The 20,034-nt window shown below is 43.2% G+C and carries 15 protein-coding genes; 10 read left to right on the top strand and 5 right to left on the bottom strand.

From position 1 onward, the window contains the following. Positions 1–101 precede the first annotated feature (101 nt). From HUO09_RS00850 to HUO09_RS00835, 4 genes are all read right to left on the bottom strand, one after another. Positions 102–1,421 (bottom strand): TRAP transporter large permease subunit, encoded by a 1,320-nt coding sequence (locus HUO09_RS00850; RefSeq protein WP_188232725.1) that lies wholly within the window; start codon positions 1,419–1,421, stop codon positions 102–104. After that, complete coding sequence (locus HUO09_RS00845; protein WP_188232724.1) at positions 1,411–2,028, bottom strand: TRAP transporter small permease subunit; 618 nt, start codon at positions 2,026–2,028, stop codon at positions 1,411–1,413. The genes HUO09_RS00850 and HUO09_RS00845 overlap by 11 nt, the downstream gene beginning before the upstream one ends. Positions 2,029–2,086: 58 nt before the next feature. Continuing rightward, positions 2,087–3,103, bottom strand: coding sequence for a TRAP transporter substrate-binding protein (locus HUO09_RS00840; protein ID WP_188232723.1), 1,017 nt, complete (start codon positions 3,101–3,103; stop codon positions 2,087–2,089). Positions 3,104–3,331: 228 nt separating this feature from the next. Beyond that, positions 3,332–4,225, bottom strand: coding sequence for a LysR family transcriptional regulator (locus tag HUO09_RS00835; protein ID WP_188232722.1), 894 nt, complete (start codon positions 4,223–4,225; stop codon positions 3,332–3,334). A gap of 150 nt (positions 4,226–4,375) precedes the next feature. On the opposite strand from HUO09_RS00835, the gene HUO09_RS00830 reads away from it, so the two are divergent. The 10 genes from HUO09_RS00830 to HUO09_RS00785 all read left to right on the top strand — a co-directional run bounded on the left by HUO09_RS00830 (position 4,376) and on the right by HUO09_RS00785 (position 18,478). Then, positions 4,376–5,731: a putrescine aminotransferase gene (locus tag HUO09_RS00830; RefSeq protein WP_223159269.1), complete on the top strand. Its 1,356-nt coding sequence runs from the start codon at positions 4,376–4,378 to the stop codon at positions 5,729–5,731. A 139-nt stretch (positions 5,732–5,870) separates the two neighbouring features. Then, positions 5,871–7,412 (top strand): Na+/H+ antiporter NhaC family protein, encoded by a 1,542-nt coding sequence (locus tag HUO09_RS00825; RefSeq protein WP_188232721.1) that lies wholly within the window; start codon positions 5,871–5,873, stop codon positions 7,410–7,412. Between the two features lie 89 nt (positions 7,413–7,501). Then, positions 7,502–8,935 (top strand): aminobutyraldehyde dehydrogenase, encoded by a 1,434-nt coding sequence (locus HUO09_RS00820; RefSeq protein WP_188232720.1) that lies wholly within the window; start codon positions 7,502–7,504, stop codon positions 8,933–8,935. 184 nt (positions 8,936–9,119) lie between these two features. Then, positions 9,120–10,547, top strand: coding sequence for an NAD-dependent succinate-semialdehyde dehydrogenase (locus HUO09_RS00815; RefSeq protein WP_188232719.1), 1,428 nt, complete (start codon positions 9,120–9,122; stop codon positions 10,545–10,547). 47 nt (positions 10,548–10,594) lie between these two features. Beyond that, entirely contained in the window at positions 10,595–11,866 is a 1,272-nt protein-coding gene (gene gabT / locus HUO09_RS00810; RefSeq protein WP_167413800.1) for a 4-aminobutyrate--2-oxoglutarate transaminase, read from the top strand. Between the two features lie 81 nt (positions 11,867–11,947). After that, a complete protein-coding gene (locus HUO09_RS00805; RefSeq protein ID WP_188232718.1) occupies positions 11,948–13,726 on the top strand; it encodes a PLP-dependent aminotransferase family protein in 1,779 nt (592 codons plus the stop codon). A gap of 609 nt (positions 13,727–14,335) precedes the next feature. Next, positions 14,336–15,808 (top strand): aminoacyl-histidine dipeptidase, encoded by a 1,473-nt coding sequence (locus HUO09_RS00800; RefSeq protein WP_188232717.1) that lies wholly within the window; start codon positions 14,336–14,338, stop codon positions 15,806–15,808. Positions 15,809–16,066: 258 nt separating this feature from the next. Next, positions 16,067–16,510 carry an ATP-dependent zinc protease gene (locus HUO09_RS00795; protein WP_167412188.1) on the top strand — a complete coding sequence of 148 codons (444 nt, stop codon included), beginning with the start codon at positions 16,067–16,069 and terminating at the stop codon, positions 16,508–16,510. Next, positions 16,507–17,412: a 30S ribosomal protein S6--L-glutamate ligase gene (rimK, locus tag HUO09_RS00790; RefSeq protein WP_167412189.1), complete on the top strand. Its 906-nt coding sequence runs from the start codon at positions 16,507–16,509 to the stop codon at positions 17,410–17,412. Before HUO09_RS00795 ends, rimK begins: the two co-directional genes overlap by 4 nt. Beyond that, positions 17,372–18,478, top strand: coding sequence for a succinylglutamate desuccinylase/aspartoacylase family protein (locus tag HUO09_RS00785; protein ID WP_188232716.1), 1,107 nt, complete (start codon positions 17,372–17,374; stop codon positions 18,476–18,478). Before rimK ends, HUO09_RS00785 begins: the two co-directional genes overlap by 41 nt. Before the next feature lie 77 nt (positions 18,479–18,555). Here HUO09_RS00785 and HUO09_RS00780 read toward each other — a convergent pair whose 3' ends face one another. Further along, complete coding sequence (locus tag HUO09_RS00780; protein ID WP_167412190.1) at positions 18,556–19,911, bottom strand: sodium-dependent transporter; 1,356 nt, start codon at positions 19,909–19,911, stop codon at positions 18,556–18,558. Positions 19,912–20,034: the final 123 nt, after the last annotated feature.

Genomic DNA, 20,034 nt, shown 5'->3' with positions numbered 1-20,034 from the left:
AAACACCGTTTCCACTAATACAATGTAGTGTTTATAAAAATGCTCTACCTACGAACTTTCATCTTAGGCAGAGCATGAGCACTCTATGAATGTGGGGGGAATCAAGCCATCACTTTATTAGGTAGCCAAGTGACAATATCTGGAAATAACATACAGATGATAAGCACTAGCAATTGAACCAATATAAACGGAGTAACTGACTTATACAGATCCATCATCGTCACACCTTTTGGCGCTATTCCTTTTAAATAAAATAGGGCAAAGCCATAAGGTGGCGTTTGTACAGCAATAACAATATTCAAAATCATCAATACGCCAAACCAAATAGGGTCATAGCCAAGAGCCACCGCTACTGGTGTGAAAATGGGAGCGCACATCAATACAATGATGAATTCATCGATAATGAATCCCAAAAGCAGCATGATAACCTGAAACATCATAATGATAACGATAGGCGGTAAATCAAGATCACGAGTAAATCCTGACACCATTCCCTGTATCCCCATCAGCAAATGAAAATTACTGAACACAGAAGCACCTAATATTATCCACATAGCAACACTGACTAGCATCGCCGTTTGCATACCTGACTTCATTAGGATTTCAGGTTTAAACCGCTTAAATAGAATAGATAACAGAATGGCGCCAGCCACGCCTAGAGCACCGGATTCAGTTGGTGTCGCAATACCAGCGATAATACTTCCCAGCACCACAACAATCAGAGCAAATGAAGAGACTCCATCACGAATCGTTTTGAACAACTGGTACCCTTTGGGGATTTCAATGTCACAATCAGAATCAAATGGTGCACGTTCTGGCTTAATTTTGCAGCTAATGACTACATAACTGATCAATAAAACAATCGTAATTAATGCCGGCACCATAGCACCAAGGAACATTTTACCTACTGAGTTTTGAGTCGCCGAGGCAAACATTATCATGGGAATGCTTGGTGGAATCAAAATCCCCAAAGATCCACCAGCCATAATCACGCCTAGAGCCAGTTTCTTATCATAGCCACGGTCAAGCATAGGTTTTAATGCAATACTGCTGGACGTCATAATGCCCGCGCCAATAATTCCAACCATAGCGCCAATCATGGAACATACACCGATAACACTAATTGCCAGAGAACCTCGCACACGGCCAATCATCAGTTGACTGGCATTAAACATCGCATCACCGATACCAGAACGAGTAAGGATCTGTCCCATATAGATATAGAGAGGGATAGCTAGAAGTATGAAGTTAAAAAAGGTGCTCTCAACAGTCGTCGGGATAATATTAAATAACGCCTCCCCCCAAACTAAATAGCCAACCCCCATAGCGATTCCACCCAGTGCGAGGCCGACTTGGGCACCAAGAGCAAATGAAGCTAAAATGCAGCCCAAAAGGACTAGGGTTAACATCTCAATTCCCATTTGTGCTCTCCTTGTCAAAAACGGAATTTAATTGGTCGCTATCAACCTTAAACGGCTGCTCTTCCAACGCTATATGTTGGTGAATATCTCCATTCAGTTCGCGGCCTTTGATCAAAAAGAACAAGTTAGAAATTAACTCTGTTGAATATTGAAGGATAAAAATCACTGAAGACACGGTAATCATTAACCAGAAGTGATGCATTGAAGGCGCCCACTCACTTTGCGTTTTGTAACCAAACTTGAGGCTTTCCAGAAACATTTCACCACAAACTTTAGCCATAACTGCCAGAAAACCGATAGCAATCATCCCGGTAAATAGATCAAAAACACGACGCGTTTTTTCAGAAACTTTAGCGTAAAGAATATCCACATTGATATGCGCTTCTTTTTGCTGGGCGTATGCACCGCCTAACGCAGAAATGTAGCCAAATAAGAACAATGATGTGTCGTAACTCCAGATTGTCGGTTTACCTAAGATGTAACGTGCAAATACTTCGTAAAAAACAATCGCCGCCAACACCGGAAGTAGATAAGAGACCGAACGTCCAATTAAGCCGACAATGTACTTTATGAACCGGCAATACTTCAGTAGAAGGGCTTCCATCATAACTATTTTCCCTAAAAAAACAGGTGAACCCCTTACGAAGCCCACCTGATTAAATCCATTATTCTTGTTCTAAAATCTCAACAAGTTGTTTCGAGTATTTGTCTTCACCCGCGTACTCTTTTGCCAATGTCAGACCTGCATTTTTCCACGCTGTAATATCTTCTTCAGATGGCTGAGGACTCCACTTCAAACCTTTTGCTTCCATTTCAGCAACCGCTTGAGACTCCCACAACTTAGATTTCGACATTTGCTCTTGAGCATGTACAGCCGTTGCCGCTTTTACAATGGCTTGTAAATCAACAGGAAGTTTCTTCCACTCTTTTTGATTGACGACAATAGGCAGAACCTGAGCACCAGCAAGCGGTACTGGGTACATATATTTCGCAACTTCTACGTGGTTACCGTCACGATGATCAATCATGTTTGAGCCGATAGATCCATCGATAACACCCGTAGCTAGTGAAGTGTAAATTTCACTCCATGCTAGGGACACAGGGGATGCGCCAAGATTACGTAAGAATTTGCCGTACGCGCCCGGCGCTCGGATTTTTAAACCCTTAAAATCTTCAACTGAATTGATAGGTTCTTTAGTAATGATATAAACAGGAGGCTGAATGTAAGGATCTAACCATGTTAAACCTTGTGAAGCGTATGCTTCTTCCATCACTTTACCGAAGCCTTTATCGTGGAACAGTGTTGTCAGCTCTGCCACATCAGAAGTACCACCTGGTAAGCCAACTTCTACAACGCCCGCAGGAAATTCACCGGCATGCATGGGTTGAAATGGTGCCCCCATAGTAATAAGCCCCGACTTCACGGCGCTTAGAATGCCGCTGGTTCCCACACCCTCTCCAGAATAAAGTACCTGTACTGCAATTCGACCATTTGACATGGTTTCAATGTTTTTAGCCAAGTCTTCATAAACCTCACCAAATGCAGTACCACGGCCATAAAGGTTAGCAAAACGCCAGTTATATTCAGCAGCCATGCTAGCTGTTGAAGTAACCAAAGCACTGACACCAATGGCTGCTGCCAATACTGCTTTAGTAAATTTGTTTCCTTTCATTCCTAGCATAAGAAATCCCTCTTTCTCACATTGTTACACTTTTGTTAGCGAATTATGTCTTAGCTAAATATGAAGAACGGATTTGGAATGGGACAGTGCCAGAGGTGAAGTTGTTATGGTACCAGCGCCAACTTCTTCGCTGGTACCAATAGAGTTCTAGGGAGAGAAAAGTTAATTACCTAACCATCTACAAGCTTTTATGCTACTCAAAATGAATATTTCAGTGAAATACAAGCATCACCGAATCGCTAATACTTGAGAAATCATCCACTGTATAGATTCTTGGTAATCGTATAGTTTGTGAGTAATGATACTTAGCTCCAACGGTGGAATATCTTCCGGAAGCTCTATCACCTTCAGCGGTATCATCTCAGTCAGTAAATGAGCAACCCTAACAGGGACAGGGAATAACATACCAGTTCTGGCGCTTATCATCCCACCGATAACATAACTCTGTGTGACCATATGTATATTGCGATAAAGACTTTGATCATGAAGCCAATTATCAATCACATCTGACGCATTAGAAGTAATAGGCAAGTGAAGTTGACTCTCACTAGCAAACTCTATTGTTGAGAGTTTATCTGGAATATTACGCCACTTCGGTACCACAGCGACATAACGGTCTGAAATCCAGTCCCAACGATTAAAATTGTGGGACACAGCAACGGGTAAATCATCCACTCCAACGTGCATGTCTAAGCGCCCGCTTTCCACCCTGTCCATTTTTACGTGCTCAGAATTAATATCGATGGACAATCGAATATTCGGTGCTTTTTCTACAAACGCCTCAGCAAGCAAAGGCATGGCAACAAATTCAAAATAGTCACAAGCACCGATGTAAAAAGTATGTGCATCAGCCAGAGGATCAAACGTTGACTGCATATCTGCTGCACGTTCTATGTTTGTAACCCCCATTCTCAGTAACGGCAACATATTTACTGTGAATGGTGTTGGCTCCATACCTCGACTGGTTCGTACGAAAAGCGGATCATTAAATCTATCCCGCAGCTTTGCCAAGTTATGACTTGCAGCCGACTGACTGACATAAAGGCGTTTGGCAGCTTTAGTCATATTCCGTTCATCATCTAACGCGATGAGTATCCTTAGCTGATTTAAGTCCAGATTCACAGCAACCTTCCATGTTATGAATATTATTCATAGAAATATGATAATAACCCATTTTTCATCATCTAATTTACTGGCTAAGTTAAAAAAAGACACGGAATTACTGCATAAGAATGCAAAAGTTAACTCAATAGAAAGTAAAAGGTAGACAAAATGGACATGTCAAAACGCAACATCGATGATGCGTTTTTAGAAGCAAGCAAAATGATTAATCTGCTTTCTAAAAACGAACAAGACATCAATAATGAAGAACGAACGTGGATTGCTGAAAGCACGTATGACAACTTCAAAAACCATATCAATAAAGGATTTTTAGAATATCGCAAGTCAGTAACTGAAACCGAAGGCATTGCGTTAACAGACTGGTCAGGACAAGGTTCCATTCTTAAAGATGTACTGGGACGCGAATTCATCGACATGTTAGGTGGATTTGGTTTGTACTCACCAGGTATCCGTCACCCGAAAATTGTTGCTGCAGCAAAAGCACAGTTAGATCGTAGCCCTCAGTACAGCCAGGAAATGCTCGATCCATTGCGTGCGCATCTGGCGAAAGTTATCGCGAAATTAACACCGGGCGATATTCAATATGGATTCTTTGCCAACTCAGGTACAGAAGCAGTCGATGGTGCAATGAAGCTTGCCAAAATGTATACCGGCAAAAAAGGCTTTATTTCAACATTGAAAGCATTCCACGGTAAATCTCTTGGTGCTCTGTCACTGCTTGGTAAATCAGTGTATCGCGAACCTGTTGGTCGTCTTTTAGACGGAGTGAGACACGTTCCTTACGGAGACGCAGATGCAGTAGAGGCACAATTACAAGCCGCGCTTGAAGTGGGTGATGGCATTGCTGCTGTGATTGCAGAACCGATTCAAGGTGAAGCTGGCGCCATTGTTCCACCTGATGATTACTGGCCACGTCTACGTGAAATCTGTGATAAATATGAAGTTCTGCTTATCGCTGACGAAGTTCAGACTGGCTTTGGCCGTACCGGTAAACTATTCGGTGTTGACCACTGGAACGTAACTCCTGACATCATGTGCTTTGGTAAAGCCCTAGGTGGCGGTGTGATTGCAATGTCTGGCTTCTTTGCCAGTGCAAAAGTGTGGAAAGTACTTGAGCCAAACCCATTCATGCACACAACCACTACAGGTGGAAACCCTATTGCTTGTGCAGCGGCTCTGGCACAAATATCTGTACTGCTTGAAGAAGACCTCGCAGGTCAAGCTGCAGATAAAGGCGAATACATAAAACGTAAACTTGGTGAACTGCAAAAGCAATATCCGGAAGTGCTTAAAGACGTAACGGGTAAAGGGCTTCTGCTGGGTATGGTGTTCGCCGATGACAAAGTGGGTTTTAAAGTCGTTTCCGGATTATTTAAACGCGGAATTCTGATTGCAGGTACCCTGAACAATTCAGAAGTCGTTCGTATAGAACCAGCTCTAAACATCTCTTACGACCTCATCGACAAATTCTTAGTCGAACTCGAAGACGTAATGAAATCATTCTAATCAAGCTAGCGGGCATATATACATGCCCGCTTTTGCAAATTCACATGAATAACGGCCAGCAAAAGTTTGGTATTGGAAGCCCTTCTTTTGTCCGAGTAATCCAATAAAAATGAGCGTTTCTAAATATAGGGAAATATTTATGACAGATATCAGCGATACAATAAAAGACGTCCCCGTCGACAAAATAAGTAGCGAAACCGACCTCAATACGTCGATCAAAGACATGTACTCCAGTAAACCATTTATGACGGTGGTAATGACTGTCGCTCTATTTGCCGTATTCTGGTTACTATCCAACACCCATGAAGAAGGAACGCCTTGGGGCTGGAAATCCATCCTCCCAACACTTTCTGTTCTGGCTATCGCTATTTGGTCTCGCCGACCATTTGAATCTATGCTCGCTGGCGCTGTTGCTGGCCTCATCATGCTTAGCCCAGACAATCTTATTTCTCCGCTTGCTGAAAATATTTCTAACGTCATGGGCGACGAAACCATTGTATGGATCGTTCTGGTCTGTGGATTGATGGGTGGGTTCATTCGAATACTTGAAATCAGCAACTGTTTAGATGGGTTTACTGAGTGGTTAAAAACCAAAATCAAATCCCGCCGTCAATCAACTATCGCCACTGTTGTACTTGGTGGGGTGATATTTATTGATGATTACTTAAGCTGTCTTGCAGTTTCATCGTCAGTGAAAAAACTCACCGATTTCTACCAAGTTTCACGAGAAAAAGTGGCATACCTGATTGACTCAGCAGCGGCTCCGATGTGCGTTATCGTGCCAATTTCAACTTGGGCAGTATTCTTCGCTGGCTTACTGGAAGAAAGTAATGTTGCAGAAGAATCTCAAGGTATGAGCCTGTACGTATCGTCAATTCCTTTTATGGCATACGCTTGGATTGCACTTATCATCGCATTACTTGTTGCTGCTGGCATCATTGGTGATTTCGGTCCAATGAAAAAAGCAGAACAACGCGCTAAAAACGGCCAGCCTGTACCACCTGATTTCCAGGGTGAAGAGCTAAAGAGCAAATCAAAAGCGAAAAAGAACTTAAGCATGAATGTTCAGCTATTTAATTTCTTTTTCCCTGTGGCTTTGCTGGTAGCGTCTACGGTTTACTACGATATAGACCTTTTAAAAGGCATAATCATTACTAGTGCTATCACTATTCTTCTTTACTACATGCAAGGTCTTTTATCTCTTGAGCAGCAAGTTGACGCCCTTTTCGAAGGCTTCAACACCATGCTCTACCCTCTTTCTACAGTAATCGGTGGCTTCTTACTTAAAGAGATCAATGATTCTCTGGGGATGACTCAATACATCATAGAATCGGTGACACCTTATCTTAATCAGGCAACTTACCCTGCTATCGTATTTGTTCTTCTGGCACTGATTGTATTCGGTACAGCTTCAAGTTGGGGCGTGTTTGTTATCGCTATTCCAATCGTAGTGCCAATCGCACAGCACCTTGATGTTCATATGCCGCTCGTTATTGGAGCACTATTATCCGCGTCATCATTTGGTAGCCACTCATGTTTCTTCAGTGACTCGTCAATATTGGCAGCTCAAGGTTCAGGTTGCTCACCAATGTCTCATGCCTTCACGCAGTTCCCATACGCCTTACTAGGTGCCGTATTAGCGGTATGCGCCTTCCTAGCTTTGGGCTTTGCTTACGCTTAATTACTAGCGCCCCGGATGATATCCGGGGCTGTTGCACAAGCTGTTAAAGAAGAGCTCACCGCAACAAACCAGCCAAAAAGGATTTTAAGATGACTTACAAACTATGGATTAACGGACAAGCTTGCGACGCAATTAGTGGAGCAGTGTTAGATGTTGAGAACCCCGCAACAGGGGAAATTATTGATACTGTCCCCAATGCAGGCCTAGAAGATGTCAATCTAGCGGTAGCAGCGGCGAAAACGGCATTCGAAGATGGTCGCTGGTCTAAGAAAACGCCAGCACAACGCTCAGCGGTACTGGCTAAGATGGCAGATTTAATTGAAGCTCGTAGTGAAGAGTTTGCTCGTATTGAATCAGAAGATACCGGCAAACCTTATGAGTTTGTCAGCGCGGGCGGTGATGTACCTTTTGCGATCGACAACTTACGCTTCTTTGCAGCCGCGGCTCGTGATTTACATGGCGCAGCCGCTGGCGAATATGCTGAAGGTTATACTTCTATATTAAGAAGAGAACCTTGCGGAGTCACGGTAGGAATTGCACCATGGAACTACCCGTTACTAATGGCCATCTGGAAAATCGGCCCAGCTTTAGCGGCAGGTTGTACTTCCATTTTAAAACCAGCTCCAATCACGCCAAGAACTTCACTTCTTCTGGGGGAAATATCAAAACAAGCAGGTCTTCCGGATGGCGTGCTTAATATCCTAAGTGGCGGCAGCCTTCCGGGCGAAGCTCTGACATCACACCCTGATGTACAAATGGTCAGCCTGACAGGTTCAAGCCGAACTGGTAAAGCGGTAATGAAATCTGCCGCAGATACCTTAAAACGTGTTCATCTGGAACTAGGTGGCAAAGCACCTTTAATCGTATTTGAAGATGCCGATATCGATTTGGTTGCGGAAAAAGCCACTGTGGGTGGGTTTCTGAATTCTGGTCAGGATTGCACGGCAGCAACACGAGTTCTAATCCACGAATCTATCTATAACCAAACGGTAGAAGCTTTGGTTAAAGCAACCAAAAATTTCAAAATTGGCGACCCATTTGCCAGTGACACCATGATTGGTTCAATGATCTCTGAAGCGCACAAACAAACTGTTGAAGGGTTTGTTGAGCGAGCTAAACAAGCCGGTGCAACCATCCTAGTCGGTGGCATTTCACTGAAACAACCGGGACATTATTTCTGCCCGACACTGATTGCCGATGTTGATCAGGATTCCGAAATTGTTCAGGAAGAAATCTTTGGTCCCGTACTAACGATTCAAAAATTCTCAACCGATGACGAAGCGCTGAAGATGGCAAACGATGTGAAATATGGTCTCGCCTCTTCAGTCTTTACAAAAGACGTTCACAGAGCGATGCGTTTCACCCGTGATTTAACTTTTGGCACCGTATGGGTTAATGATCATCTACCTTTAACCTCTGAAACCCCACATGGCGGCTTTAAACAATCTGGTTTTGGTAAGGACCTGTCAGCAGAAGCTATCTCTGACTATCTGGTTACCAAACACGTCATGATCGCACTCTAACTTCCAATTGTTCGCAGCCCTTTCCTATCTCTTCCAGAGGGCTGCGAACTTTTTTAAGCATCACTAGTATCAAAGCACAAGCAAACTCAACGTCTGGTACCACAGTTTTGACACAACTGGTACTTAGATGACGCTGAGTTTTGAGACTACTATGCATACAACAGACTACAAAAGAGACACAAACATGGACCAAATCATTAACAAATCACTCCTTAATGCGACTTGTCCTGAGAGTGACGAAGCGATTGCTGTCATTAACCCAGCGACTGATGAAGTTCTTGCTTATATCCCGTCAGTAGATACACAAACCATTCACTCGTTAATACAAGATTCGAAACAAGCTCAAATCCTCTGGCAGCAAAAAACGGCTGCTGAGCGTTCAGTGATTCTGAAGCGTTGGTACGATTTGATGGTACAGAATGCTGATGATTTGGCTCGTATCATGACTCTTGAACAAGGCAAACCTTTAGCAGAGGCAAAAGGGGAAGTGATGTACGGCGCATCATTTATTCAGTGGTTTGCAGAAGAAGGTAAACGCGTTTACGGCGAGACCATTCCTTCACCTACCGGCGATAAACGCCTGATGACGATAAAACAACCTATTGGTATCGCGGCAGCCATTACACCTTGGAATTTCCCAATTGCAATGATTACCCGTAAAGCCGCCCCTGCTTTAGCTGCAGGTTGTAGTTTCATTGTGAAACCAGCAAATCAGACGCCACTTTCTGCCTACGCAGCAGCAGAACTCGCCTATCAGGCTGGTTTGCCAAAAGACTTGCTGATCATAGTGAACAACCACTCTTCTGTGGCTGTGGGTGAAATTCTTTGTACTCATGAAGATATCAAAAAGCTGTCATTTACAGGCTCAACCGAAGTGGGTCGAAATCTGATCAATCAATGTGCGGATACCATTAAACGTACATCAATGGAATTGGGTGGTAATGCACCATTCATCGTCTTTGACGATGCCAATGTTGAGCAGGCAGTAAAAGGAGCAATTGCTTCTAAATTCCGCAACGCAGGACAAACCTGTGTGTGTGCTAACCGCTTCTATGTACAAGATGGTATTTACGAGCAGTTCGTCGAAAAATTCACCGCTGCGGTTGCTGAGTTAAAAATGGGCAACGGCCTTGAACCGGGCGTTAACATTGGACCGCTAGTGGATATCAAAGCGAAGAAGAGTGTTCTTGGCTATATCGATAATGCCGTTAAACAAGGTGCAAAAATCGTTCTGGGTGGTAAATCAGAGCAAGGGCTGTTTGTTCAGCCAACCGTTCTGACTGAAGTAACTCAAGACATGGATATTACCCAAACCGAACTTTTTGGCCCTGTCGCTCCGATCATTCGCTTCTCTCATGACCAGGAACTGGTCGAAAAAGCCAATGACACTATCTACGGTCTGGCAAGTTACTTCTATACCGAAAATATCAAACGTGCCTTCAACATCGCGGAAAAACTTGAATATGGCATGGTTGGCATCAATGAAGGGCTAATTTCAAATGAAGTAGCTCCTTTTGGCGGCGTAAAACAATCGGGCTTTGGCCGTGAAGGTGCCAAACAAGGCATCGATGAATATTTAAACGTTAAGTATCTCTGTTTCGGCGGCTTTTAATCCTCGTTAGCAACTGACCGATAACCACTGAATAAGGACAATCAAATATGACCAATATGGAATGGCAAAGCCGCAAGGAAAAAGTTGTCGCAAAGGGAATGGCAAACCTTGCACCGATTTATGCGGCAAAAGCTGAAAACGCTCTAATTACTGATATTGAAGGTAAAGAGTATATTGACTTCGCGGCTGGTATTGCAGTTAACAACACAGGTCACTCAAACCCACGAATAGTGGCAGCAGTAAAAGAGCAACTAGAGTTGTTCAGTCATACCTGTTCAATGGTTACCCCATACACCAGCTTTGTCGAACTGGCCGAGAAAGTGGTAGAAATCGCACCGGGCGACTTTGATAAAAAAGCGGCATTTCTTACAACGGGAGCTGAAGCAGTTGAAAATGCCATAAAATTTGCTCGTGCACACACGGGACGCAGTGGCGTCATTGCTTTTAAAGGTGGATTTCACGGTCGTACCAACTTATGTATGGGACTAACAGGTAAAGTAGCGCCATACAAAGCGGGCTTCGGGCCTTTTCCAAATGAAATTTACCACCTGCCTTATCCAAACCAATACCACGGTGTTAGCGAACAACAAAGCTTGTCTGCGTTAGCGGATTTATTTGCCTGTGATATTGAACCATCTCGTGTTGCTGCGATCATTTTTGAGCCAATTCAGGGCGAAGGTGGTTTCTATCAAGCGCCAAACGCATGGGTCAGTGAATTGCGTAATATCTGTGACCAACACGGAATAGTACTTATCTGTGATGAAATTCAAACTGGCTTTGCACGCACAGGTAAACTTTTTGCGTGTGAATATTTCGATGCAAAACCAGATTTAATCACTATGGCAAAAGGCATTGCTGGCGGTTTCCCTCTATCAGGGGTTGTGGGTAAAGCTGAAATTATGGATTCAGCAAACCCTGGCGGTATCGGCGGTACTTACGCAGGCTCGCCGCTGGCATGTCGCGCTGCATTAGAAGTTATCAGCATCATTAAAGAAGATAACTTATGCGAACGTGCTCAACATGTTGGTCAGCAATTCAAAGAAATACTGACTGTACTGCAAAAAGAAATCCCTCATATCGGTGATATTCGTCAGGTTGGCGCTATGATCGCGATTGAGCTTAATGATCCAACCACCGGACAACCGCTTGCAGATCTGACTAAACAACTGGTATTAAAGAGTAACCAGCAAGGTCTCATTCTTCTTTCTTGTGGCGTAAAAGGTAACGTTATTCGCTTCCTTCCACCGTTAACAATTGAGCCAGAATTAGTGTCAAAAGGGCTGGAAATAGTAAAAACGCAACTACAGTCGCTTATATAAAATGTATAGAGAAAGTGAGCCTAAATTCACTTTCTCTCCTTTTTGGACTTTAGATGCGGCGGTCACATAAGCGGGGAAGCTATGCTGTATCAATTTATTCATATCGACTCGCAAGATTCGAGAACACTGCAAGATCAAATCAAAAGCGACATCGCTAAAGCCATATTCGCAGGTTTTGTTCCAAAACAAACCAGCATCACTTCCTCACGCCAATTAGCCGAAAAACTCAAAGTTTCCCGCAATACGATTTTACGCGTTTACGAACAGTTAGCCGAGGAAGGGGTACTTATACCCATAGAAAGAAAAGGCTACTACGTTAATCCTCAGCTTGAACTGAATACATCACCCGATCAGCAGAGCGCACAACCAGTCTCAACACTCAATTGGGATGATTACTTAAACAGTGAACAATCTCTCTCTGATGCCTCAGTAAAAGATCTTTCCAACTACCCTTATTTGTTCGTTAATGGCATGGTCGATGAAGATCTCTTTCCTGTGAGTGAGTGGCGTAAGTGCAGTATTCAATCTTTAAATAAAAGTAATCATCGTAGTTGGACATCAAACCACAATGACTATGAAGAATTAATTGAGCAGATACGAACTCGTGTTCTGACTAAACGTGGAATATTCGTTAACAAAGAAAATATCGCCATTACCCTGGGTTGCCAAAATAGCCTTTACTACCTCACTCGGTTACTGGTTTCGAAACAAACGTCAGTAGGAATGGAAAACCCTGGCTATCCAGAAGCCCTTCTTCAGTTTCAAGCTCGTCGAGCAAATGTGGTTCCCATCGATGTCGATTCAAAAGGGTTAGTCATCGATTCTCGCCTCAACAATTGCAATTTGGTTTATACAACGCCCAGTAATCAGTTCCCAACCACCGTTCGTATGTCACCAGAAAGGCGCAAGGCACTGATTGAATCCGCGAATGAACATGATTTTTTGATTATTGAAGATGATTTCGAACACGATGTTAACTTCATTGAAGATAGCTGCCCTCCTCTAAGGTGTGAACATCCAACAGAACGAATCATCTATATATCCAGTTTCACCTCGACCATTGCTCCTGGGCTACGTATTGGATTTATCGTTGCAGCATCGCCACTAATCGATCAAATCAAAGCTCTGCAAGTCCGAACTCACAGTCTGCCACCCAAAAGTAACTGCCAAACCTTAGCTTTATTTCTCAGTCTCGGATACTACGACATGCTCACTCAGAAGTTACTTAAACGATATAGAGAGAAATGGTTAACGATGGAGAAGGCAATGAACTATTACTTTCCCCAATCCGGTGTTACTCCCTCACTCGCTGGAACGGCTTTTTGGGTTGATTATAAGGAAGGTTTTGATGCCACTCGTTTTGAGCGGCTCGCCGAAGAGAATGGCATTTTGATTAATAACGGACAGAAGTATTACTGCTGCAACCACAAAAACAACAGCTTTAGACTAAGTTTCCAATCGATTCGTACCGAGAATATACGTGAAGGTATTGCTCAACTGGCGCGCATAGCGAAAGAAGTATTACCCAATATTAGCTTGGACGAATGCTCCGAGTCGCCATTAACTGGGCAACAGATAAGAGCGATGGTTACTAACAAAACGCTGCTATCTAAAGATTGCTTCAATATCCCCTACCGGATCACGCTTCAAGCGGATGGTAAAATGATCGGGATATCCGATCGCCCTAATGATATTGATGAAGGCTACTGGTGGGTTGAAAATGACAAATTTGTTTATCAATGGCGAAACTGGCAGTTTTCAGATATCCGACACCTTACGATCGTTTATGAAAACAATGAACTTAAACGTTTTGATGAAGAAGGCTACTTTATTGGCGAAGTCAGTATTATTGATGAGTAATACAAAACGGCAGGCAAAAAAAAACGCCACCTGAGATACAGGTGGCGGTGAATCATATAAACCACACTTGGTTGACCGAGTAGTGGCTAAAAACAAATTCCAATATATAGGGGTGAACATTACTGTTCAAATCACATGCATTTGGTCTCACTCACCAAAGCGTGTGGGGGTAACATTGCCGATAGAAATAACATCTTTCATTAATATTACACGGGTAAACTGACTTCAAAAGCATCGCTTCCGAATTGGTTATTAATATACCACATAGAAAAAATATTACAAATTTATAGTGAGTGAAATCACATAAATCTTATAAAACCTACAAAAGACTCAGAATTATTGGTAATAAAATTACATAAATTGCGTTTTATTTTTGATGTGCATAGCAAAACAGATGCAACTTATTGAGTAAGTCAATGATAGCTTACGAGTTACTCCTCATTTATGAATATGCCTTCATCGAAAAATCCCCTTCCATGCTACTACTCGATTCAACGACTCAATGGTATGCTGTCACACAAATATTGCCCCGTCAGACAGGTTATTTCTCTACACTTTCAACCTTTCTTCATTATTTAATCGGGGTCTAGTTAAATAAAGGAGTCATCTATGCCTGAGTTCCATTCTGAAATTAGCACCCTATCACCAGCTCCAGTTTGGCAATTTTTCGATAAAATCTGCTCAATTCCACACCCTTCAAAACATGAAGAAGCTCTGGCACAAGCCATTATTGGCTGGGTAACTGAGCTTGGCTTGGACGTTCGCCGCGATACAACGGGTAACCTGTTTATCAAAAAGCCAGCGACTCCGGGAATGGAAAATAAAAAAGCTGTCGTGCTTCAAGCACATATCGATATGGTTCCACAGAAGAACGAAGATACAGACCATGACTTCACCAAAGATCCAATCCAGCCTTATATTGATGGTGAATGGGTAACAGCAAAAGGCACTACTTTAGGTGCAGATAACGGTATGGGCATGGCGGCATGTTTAGCTGTGCTGGCTTCTACTGACATCAAACATGGTCCACTAGAAGTACTACTGACTATTGATGAAGAAGCAGGAATGACTGGCGCATTCGGTCTTGAAGCGGGTTGGTTAGAAGGTGAAATTCTTCTAAACACAGATTCAGAGCAAGAAGGCGAAGTGTACATGGGCTGTGCTGGTGGTGTGGATGCTTCAATGAAGTTCGACATCAAACGTGAAACGATCCCAGACCATTTTGTAACTCGTCAACTTGTACTTAAAGGTCTAAAAGGCGGTCACTCTGGTTGTGATATTCACACTGGCCGTGGTAATGCAAACAAACTATTGGCTCGTTTTTTAGCGGGTCACGCTCAAGAGCTTGATTTACACCTCGTTGAATTCCGTGGTGGTAGTTTACGTAACGCAATTCCTCGTGAAGCATTTGTTACTGTTGCATTACCTTCTGAAAACGAAGCTAAGTTGATTGAACTGTATGACTTCTACACTGACTTGCTGAAAACAGAGCTAGGTAAAGTTGAAACAAATATCGTAACGTTTAACGAAGCTCAGCACACTGCTGTAGACATGTTTACCGCAGAAACTCAACAACGTTTTATTGCCGCATTAAACGCTTGCCCTAACGGCGTAATTCGTATGAGTGACGAAATTGAAGGCGTGGTAGAAACATCTCTTAACGTTGGTGTGATTACCACAGAAGAAAACCAAGTAACGGTGCTTTGCCTAATTCGTTCATTGATCGACTCAGGTCGTAGTCAAGTTGAAGGAATGCTAGCATCAGTCGCTGAACTTGCAGGAGCATCCATTCAATTCTCGGGGGCGTACCCTGGCTGGAAACCGGATGCGGATTCAGAAATCATGCACATCTTCCGTGACATGTATGAAGGCATTTACGGCAATAAACCAAACATCATGGTGATTCACGCAGGTCTAGAATGTGGCCTATTTAAGAAACCTTATCCAAATATGGACATGGTTTCTTTTGGTCCAACCATTAAGTTCCCGCACTCTCCAGATGAAAAAGTGAAAATCGATACTGTCGGGTTATTCTGGGAACAAATGATTGCACTACTGGAAAATATCCCAGCTAAATCTTAATTATTTAACAGAAGCCCCTGACACTAAGCCGAAGCAGACTGCTTCGGCTTTTTTATTTTATGAACAAATATTTTTGTCGATACGACTATTTTTTTTCATTAGCGAGAGAATAATCTCTGCTGTTAGAGTTCGCGTCCTTGAAGTTCCCAGAGAAGTTCACCACACTCTATTCAGGGCATTACGTCTTCGCGACGCACATGCGGGCTGTTCTCCATTTCAGCCTTAAATAAATTCCAAACAAAACACAAAGATACTGCGATGAAAGAAAAAATGACTGTCGGATGGCGCGAAAGACTCAGCCTTCCTGGGTTAGGTATTGAGAAAATTAAAGCGAAGATTGATACCGGAGCCCGCACATCTTGCTTACACGCATTTAAATTAGAGTGCTTTACTAAAGAAGATAAACTTTGGGTTCGCTTCTGGATCCACCCAAATCAACACGATGTGGAAACAGTGGTAGTTTGTGAGGCAGAAGTAGTAGAAGAGAGAACAGTACGAGACTCAGGTGGTCATGAAGAAACTCGTTACGTTATTAAGTCCGACATCAGTTTAGGCGGACAAACATGGCCTGCGGAAATTACATTAACCAATAGAGAAAATATGGCATTCCGCATGCTTTTAGGTCGCACCGCGATGCACCATAAGATTGTTGTTGATCCAACCGCATCGTTTTTAATTCCTTTTGAGGCACCCAAGTTATGAAAATTGGTATTCTGTCACGCAACTCTTCGCTATATTCAACCAAGCGACTAATCGAAGCTTGTAAGCAGCGTGGACACGAAGTCAAAGTGATTGATGCTTTGCGTTGTTACATGAATATCAATTCAGACAAACCTGAAATCCATTTTAAGGGTGAAGAGCTGTCTGGATTTGATGCGGTAATTCCGCGAATTGGCGCGTCAGTCACCTTTTATGGTACGGCGGTATTACGTCAATTTGAAATGATGGGCGTATACCCAGCCAACGAATCTGTCGCTATCAGTCGCTCAAGAGATAAATTACGCTCAATGCAGCTGCTTTCTCGCAAAGGAATTGGTATGCCAATTACAGGTTTTGCTAGTAAGCCAGACGATGTTAAAGATTTATTAGACATGGTTGGTGGAGCACCTGTAGTCATTAAGCTGCTTGAAGGTACTCAGGGTATCGGCGTTGTTCTTGCCGAAACTCGCAAAGCAGCAGAAAGTGTTATCGAAGCCTTTATGGGTCTGAAAGCGAACATCATGGTTCAAGAGTACATAAAAGAAGCTGGCGGTGCGGATATTCGCTGTTTCGTCATTGGTGATAAAGTGATCGCAGCAATGAAGCGCCAAGGGGCTGAGGGCGAGTTCCGTTCAAACCTTCACCGTGGTGGTTCTGCATCACTGATTAAGATCACGCCACAAGAACGTAAAACAGCTATTGATGCCGCTAAAATCATGGGGCTTAACGTTGCTGGTGTTGATTTACTTCGCTCTGCAAGAGGCCCTTTGGTCATGGAAGTAAACTCGTCACCAGGTTTAGAAGGCATTGAATCTGCAACTGGCAAAGATATCGCCGGTATGATTGTCGAATTTCTAGAAAAAAATGCGGCAAGTAAAAGGACAAGAACTCGTGGTAAAGGCTAGAAAATATAAGAATACAGCATACGAATTTCTGGGGGATAAAATTCCCCCAGCAACCAAACAAGTCATCGAACTGGAAGGTGCGAAACTCTATACCCATTCGCCCCTTTCGATTCCTATTGAAATCATTCATGGCGCTTCACCGGGTCCGGTACTTATGGTTAACGCCGCCATTCATGGTGACGAACTTAATGGTGTTGAGATCGTAAGACAGCTTATCAACTCCATCGATCCTACTAAGCTCAAAGGTACGCTTATTACCGTACCCATAGTGAACGTTTTCGGCTTTATTCATAAATCACGTTACTTACCAGACAGACGAGACTTAAACCGATGCTTCCCCGGTAGTGAGAGCGGATCACTAGCGTCAAGAATGGCACACATCTTCTTTTCTCAAGTCGCGTTGAAATGTGATTACATCATAGACCTGCATACTGGTGCGATTCATAGAACAAACCTCCCTCAGATTCGAGCAGACTTAAGCAATCCCGAAACACTGCGTATTGCTCAGGCTTTCGCAACACCAGTAATTCTGGATTCCCCTCTTAGAATGGGTTCTCTACGTAGCGAAGCAGAAAAATCCGGTATCACAGTACTGACTTATGAAGCTGGTGAAGCGCTTCGTTTTGAGCCTATTGCGATCAGTGCGGGTGTCGTTGGTGTAAAACGAGTGATGCAAGCGATTGGTATGCTACGCGCCAGCCGCAAAAAACTGCCAATTTCAGTCATCGCAAAATCAACCAGTTGGCTACGGGCAGAAGCAGACGGAATCTTACGTACGGTAGTGTCACTTGGCGATCGTGTAGAGAAAGGCCAAATATTGGCTTACATCAACTCACCTTTAGGTAACGTCGAGGTCGAAGTCAAAGCCAACAAAGGCGGTATTGTTATCGGTCAACAGACACTACCTCTAGTGAATGAAGGTGATGCGGTATTCCACCTTGCTTACTTCACGCAAAATGACGACATGGTTGAACAACTGGTGGGGGATTTCATTGAAGAGTTTATCGAAGTGGATTTAGAACCACTGACCACTGGTCAAATCATGCCACCATCTCCTTCGGAATAACAAGAAAAGTCGTCTCTGGTTTTCAAACATAAAAAAACCTTGGTATCACTCCCAAGGTTTTTTAGTATCTATCTGAATTAACCAAACGAAGCCCAGATAACCGTTGCCACTAAAATTGGGCAAACAAATTTCACATACCAAGGCCAGATCTTTCCAAAAGTGCTTTGACGGAATTCAGGGAAACCGTGCTCCAGTTCTTTTAGTTTCGCATTACGATTCCATACCCAGCCACCGAACAAGCAGAACATTAATGCAGCGGTCGGTTGCAAATATTGTGTTGCTGTCGTTGCCACTAAGCCAAACAACTCGCCAAAGTTATAAACAATCACCACACTGAACAGAGCAATCAGTCCACCTAAAACCCAACTGGTTGGCGTACGTTTAGTGTTAAAACGTTCTGAAACCAGAGAGACAGGACATTCCAACATAGAAATTGATGAAGTCAGTGCTGCAATCGTCAATAGCAAGAAGAATACAATTGCAAATAGCTGACCTAATACACCTAGGCTATCAAACATTAAAGGTAAAACCGTAAAGACCAAGGTATCAGAACTCAGTAACGAACCGTCTTCTGCGTATATCTGAACGCCTTTATTCATTGCTACAAACATAGCAGGAAGAACAACGAGACCCGCAATAAAAGCTACACCGGTATCCACTAACGTCACATTCATTGCCATTTTCGGCAGATTCTCTTTCTTACTTAGGTAAGACCCGTAAATCAACATGGAACAGCCACCAATGGTCAAAGAGAAGAATCCTTGCCCCATAGCAGCCAAGATCATTTTGCGATCAAAAATCTTTGTGAAATCCGGTACTAGGTAATGCTGTAAACCCTCCATAGCACCCGGTTGCATCATGATGTAGATAAACAATACACCAAATAAAACGAACAATGCTGGCATCAATCGGGTGGACCACTTTTCAATACCTTGTTTAACACCACCTTGAACAATCAAGATAGTGAGAACATAAAACACCAAAGTACCGAAAAGGTTACGTTCAACGCTAAAGCCTTTAAACCAAGCGGTGGCACTTTCCATTCCTAACAAATCAGTCATAGCGCCAAGCATAAAGCAGATTATCCACCCACCTACAATGCTATAAAACGCCAATACTGCGCTTGGAACACTTAGACCTAACCAACCGACCAATGCTCCTGCTTTCTTAGCTGTAGGGTTAGGAGTCAGTGAACGCATACTATCAACAGGGTTTGCTTGTCCTGAACGGCCAATCGCCATTTCAACCACCAGCATAGGGAACGCAACCACTAAAATGAGAACTAAATAGACTAACAGGAATGCGCCACCACCATTACTGGCTGCTTGAGTGGGGAAACCCCAAATATTTCCAAGACCAACTGCAGCACCTGCTGCGGCCAAAACAAATCCAAGGCGCGAACCAAAAGTTTCGCGGGTATTACTCGATGCCATTACTACTCACACATATCACCAAACTAGTTGGCTAGTACATTAAATGAAATTGACTAGTGACACAATAAACACCAGTACAGTTTGCTGCCTTAGTAGACAAATATTTAGTATTTATTACGTAAT

This window comes from Vibrio sp. Y2-5 (assembly GCF_014596725.1).
Classification (GTDB): domain Bacteria; phylum Pseudomonadota; class Gammaproteobacteria; order Enterobacterales; family Vibrionaceae; genus Vibrio.
This window is presented reverse-complemented; position numbering and strand designations above follow the sequence as displayed.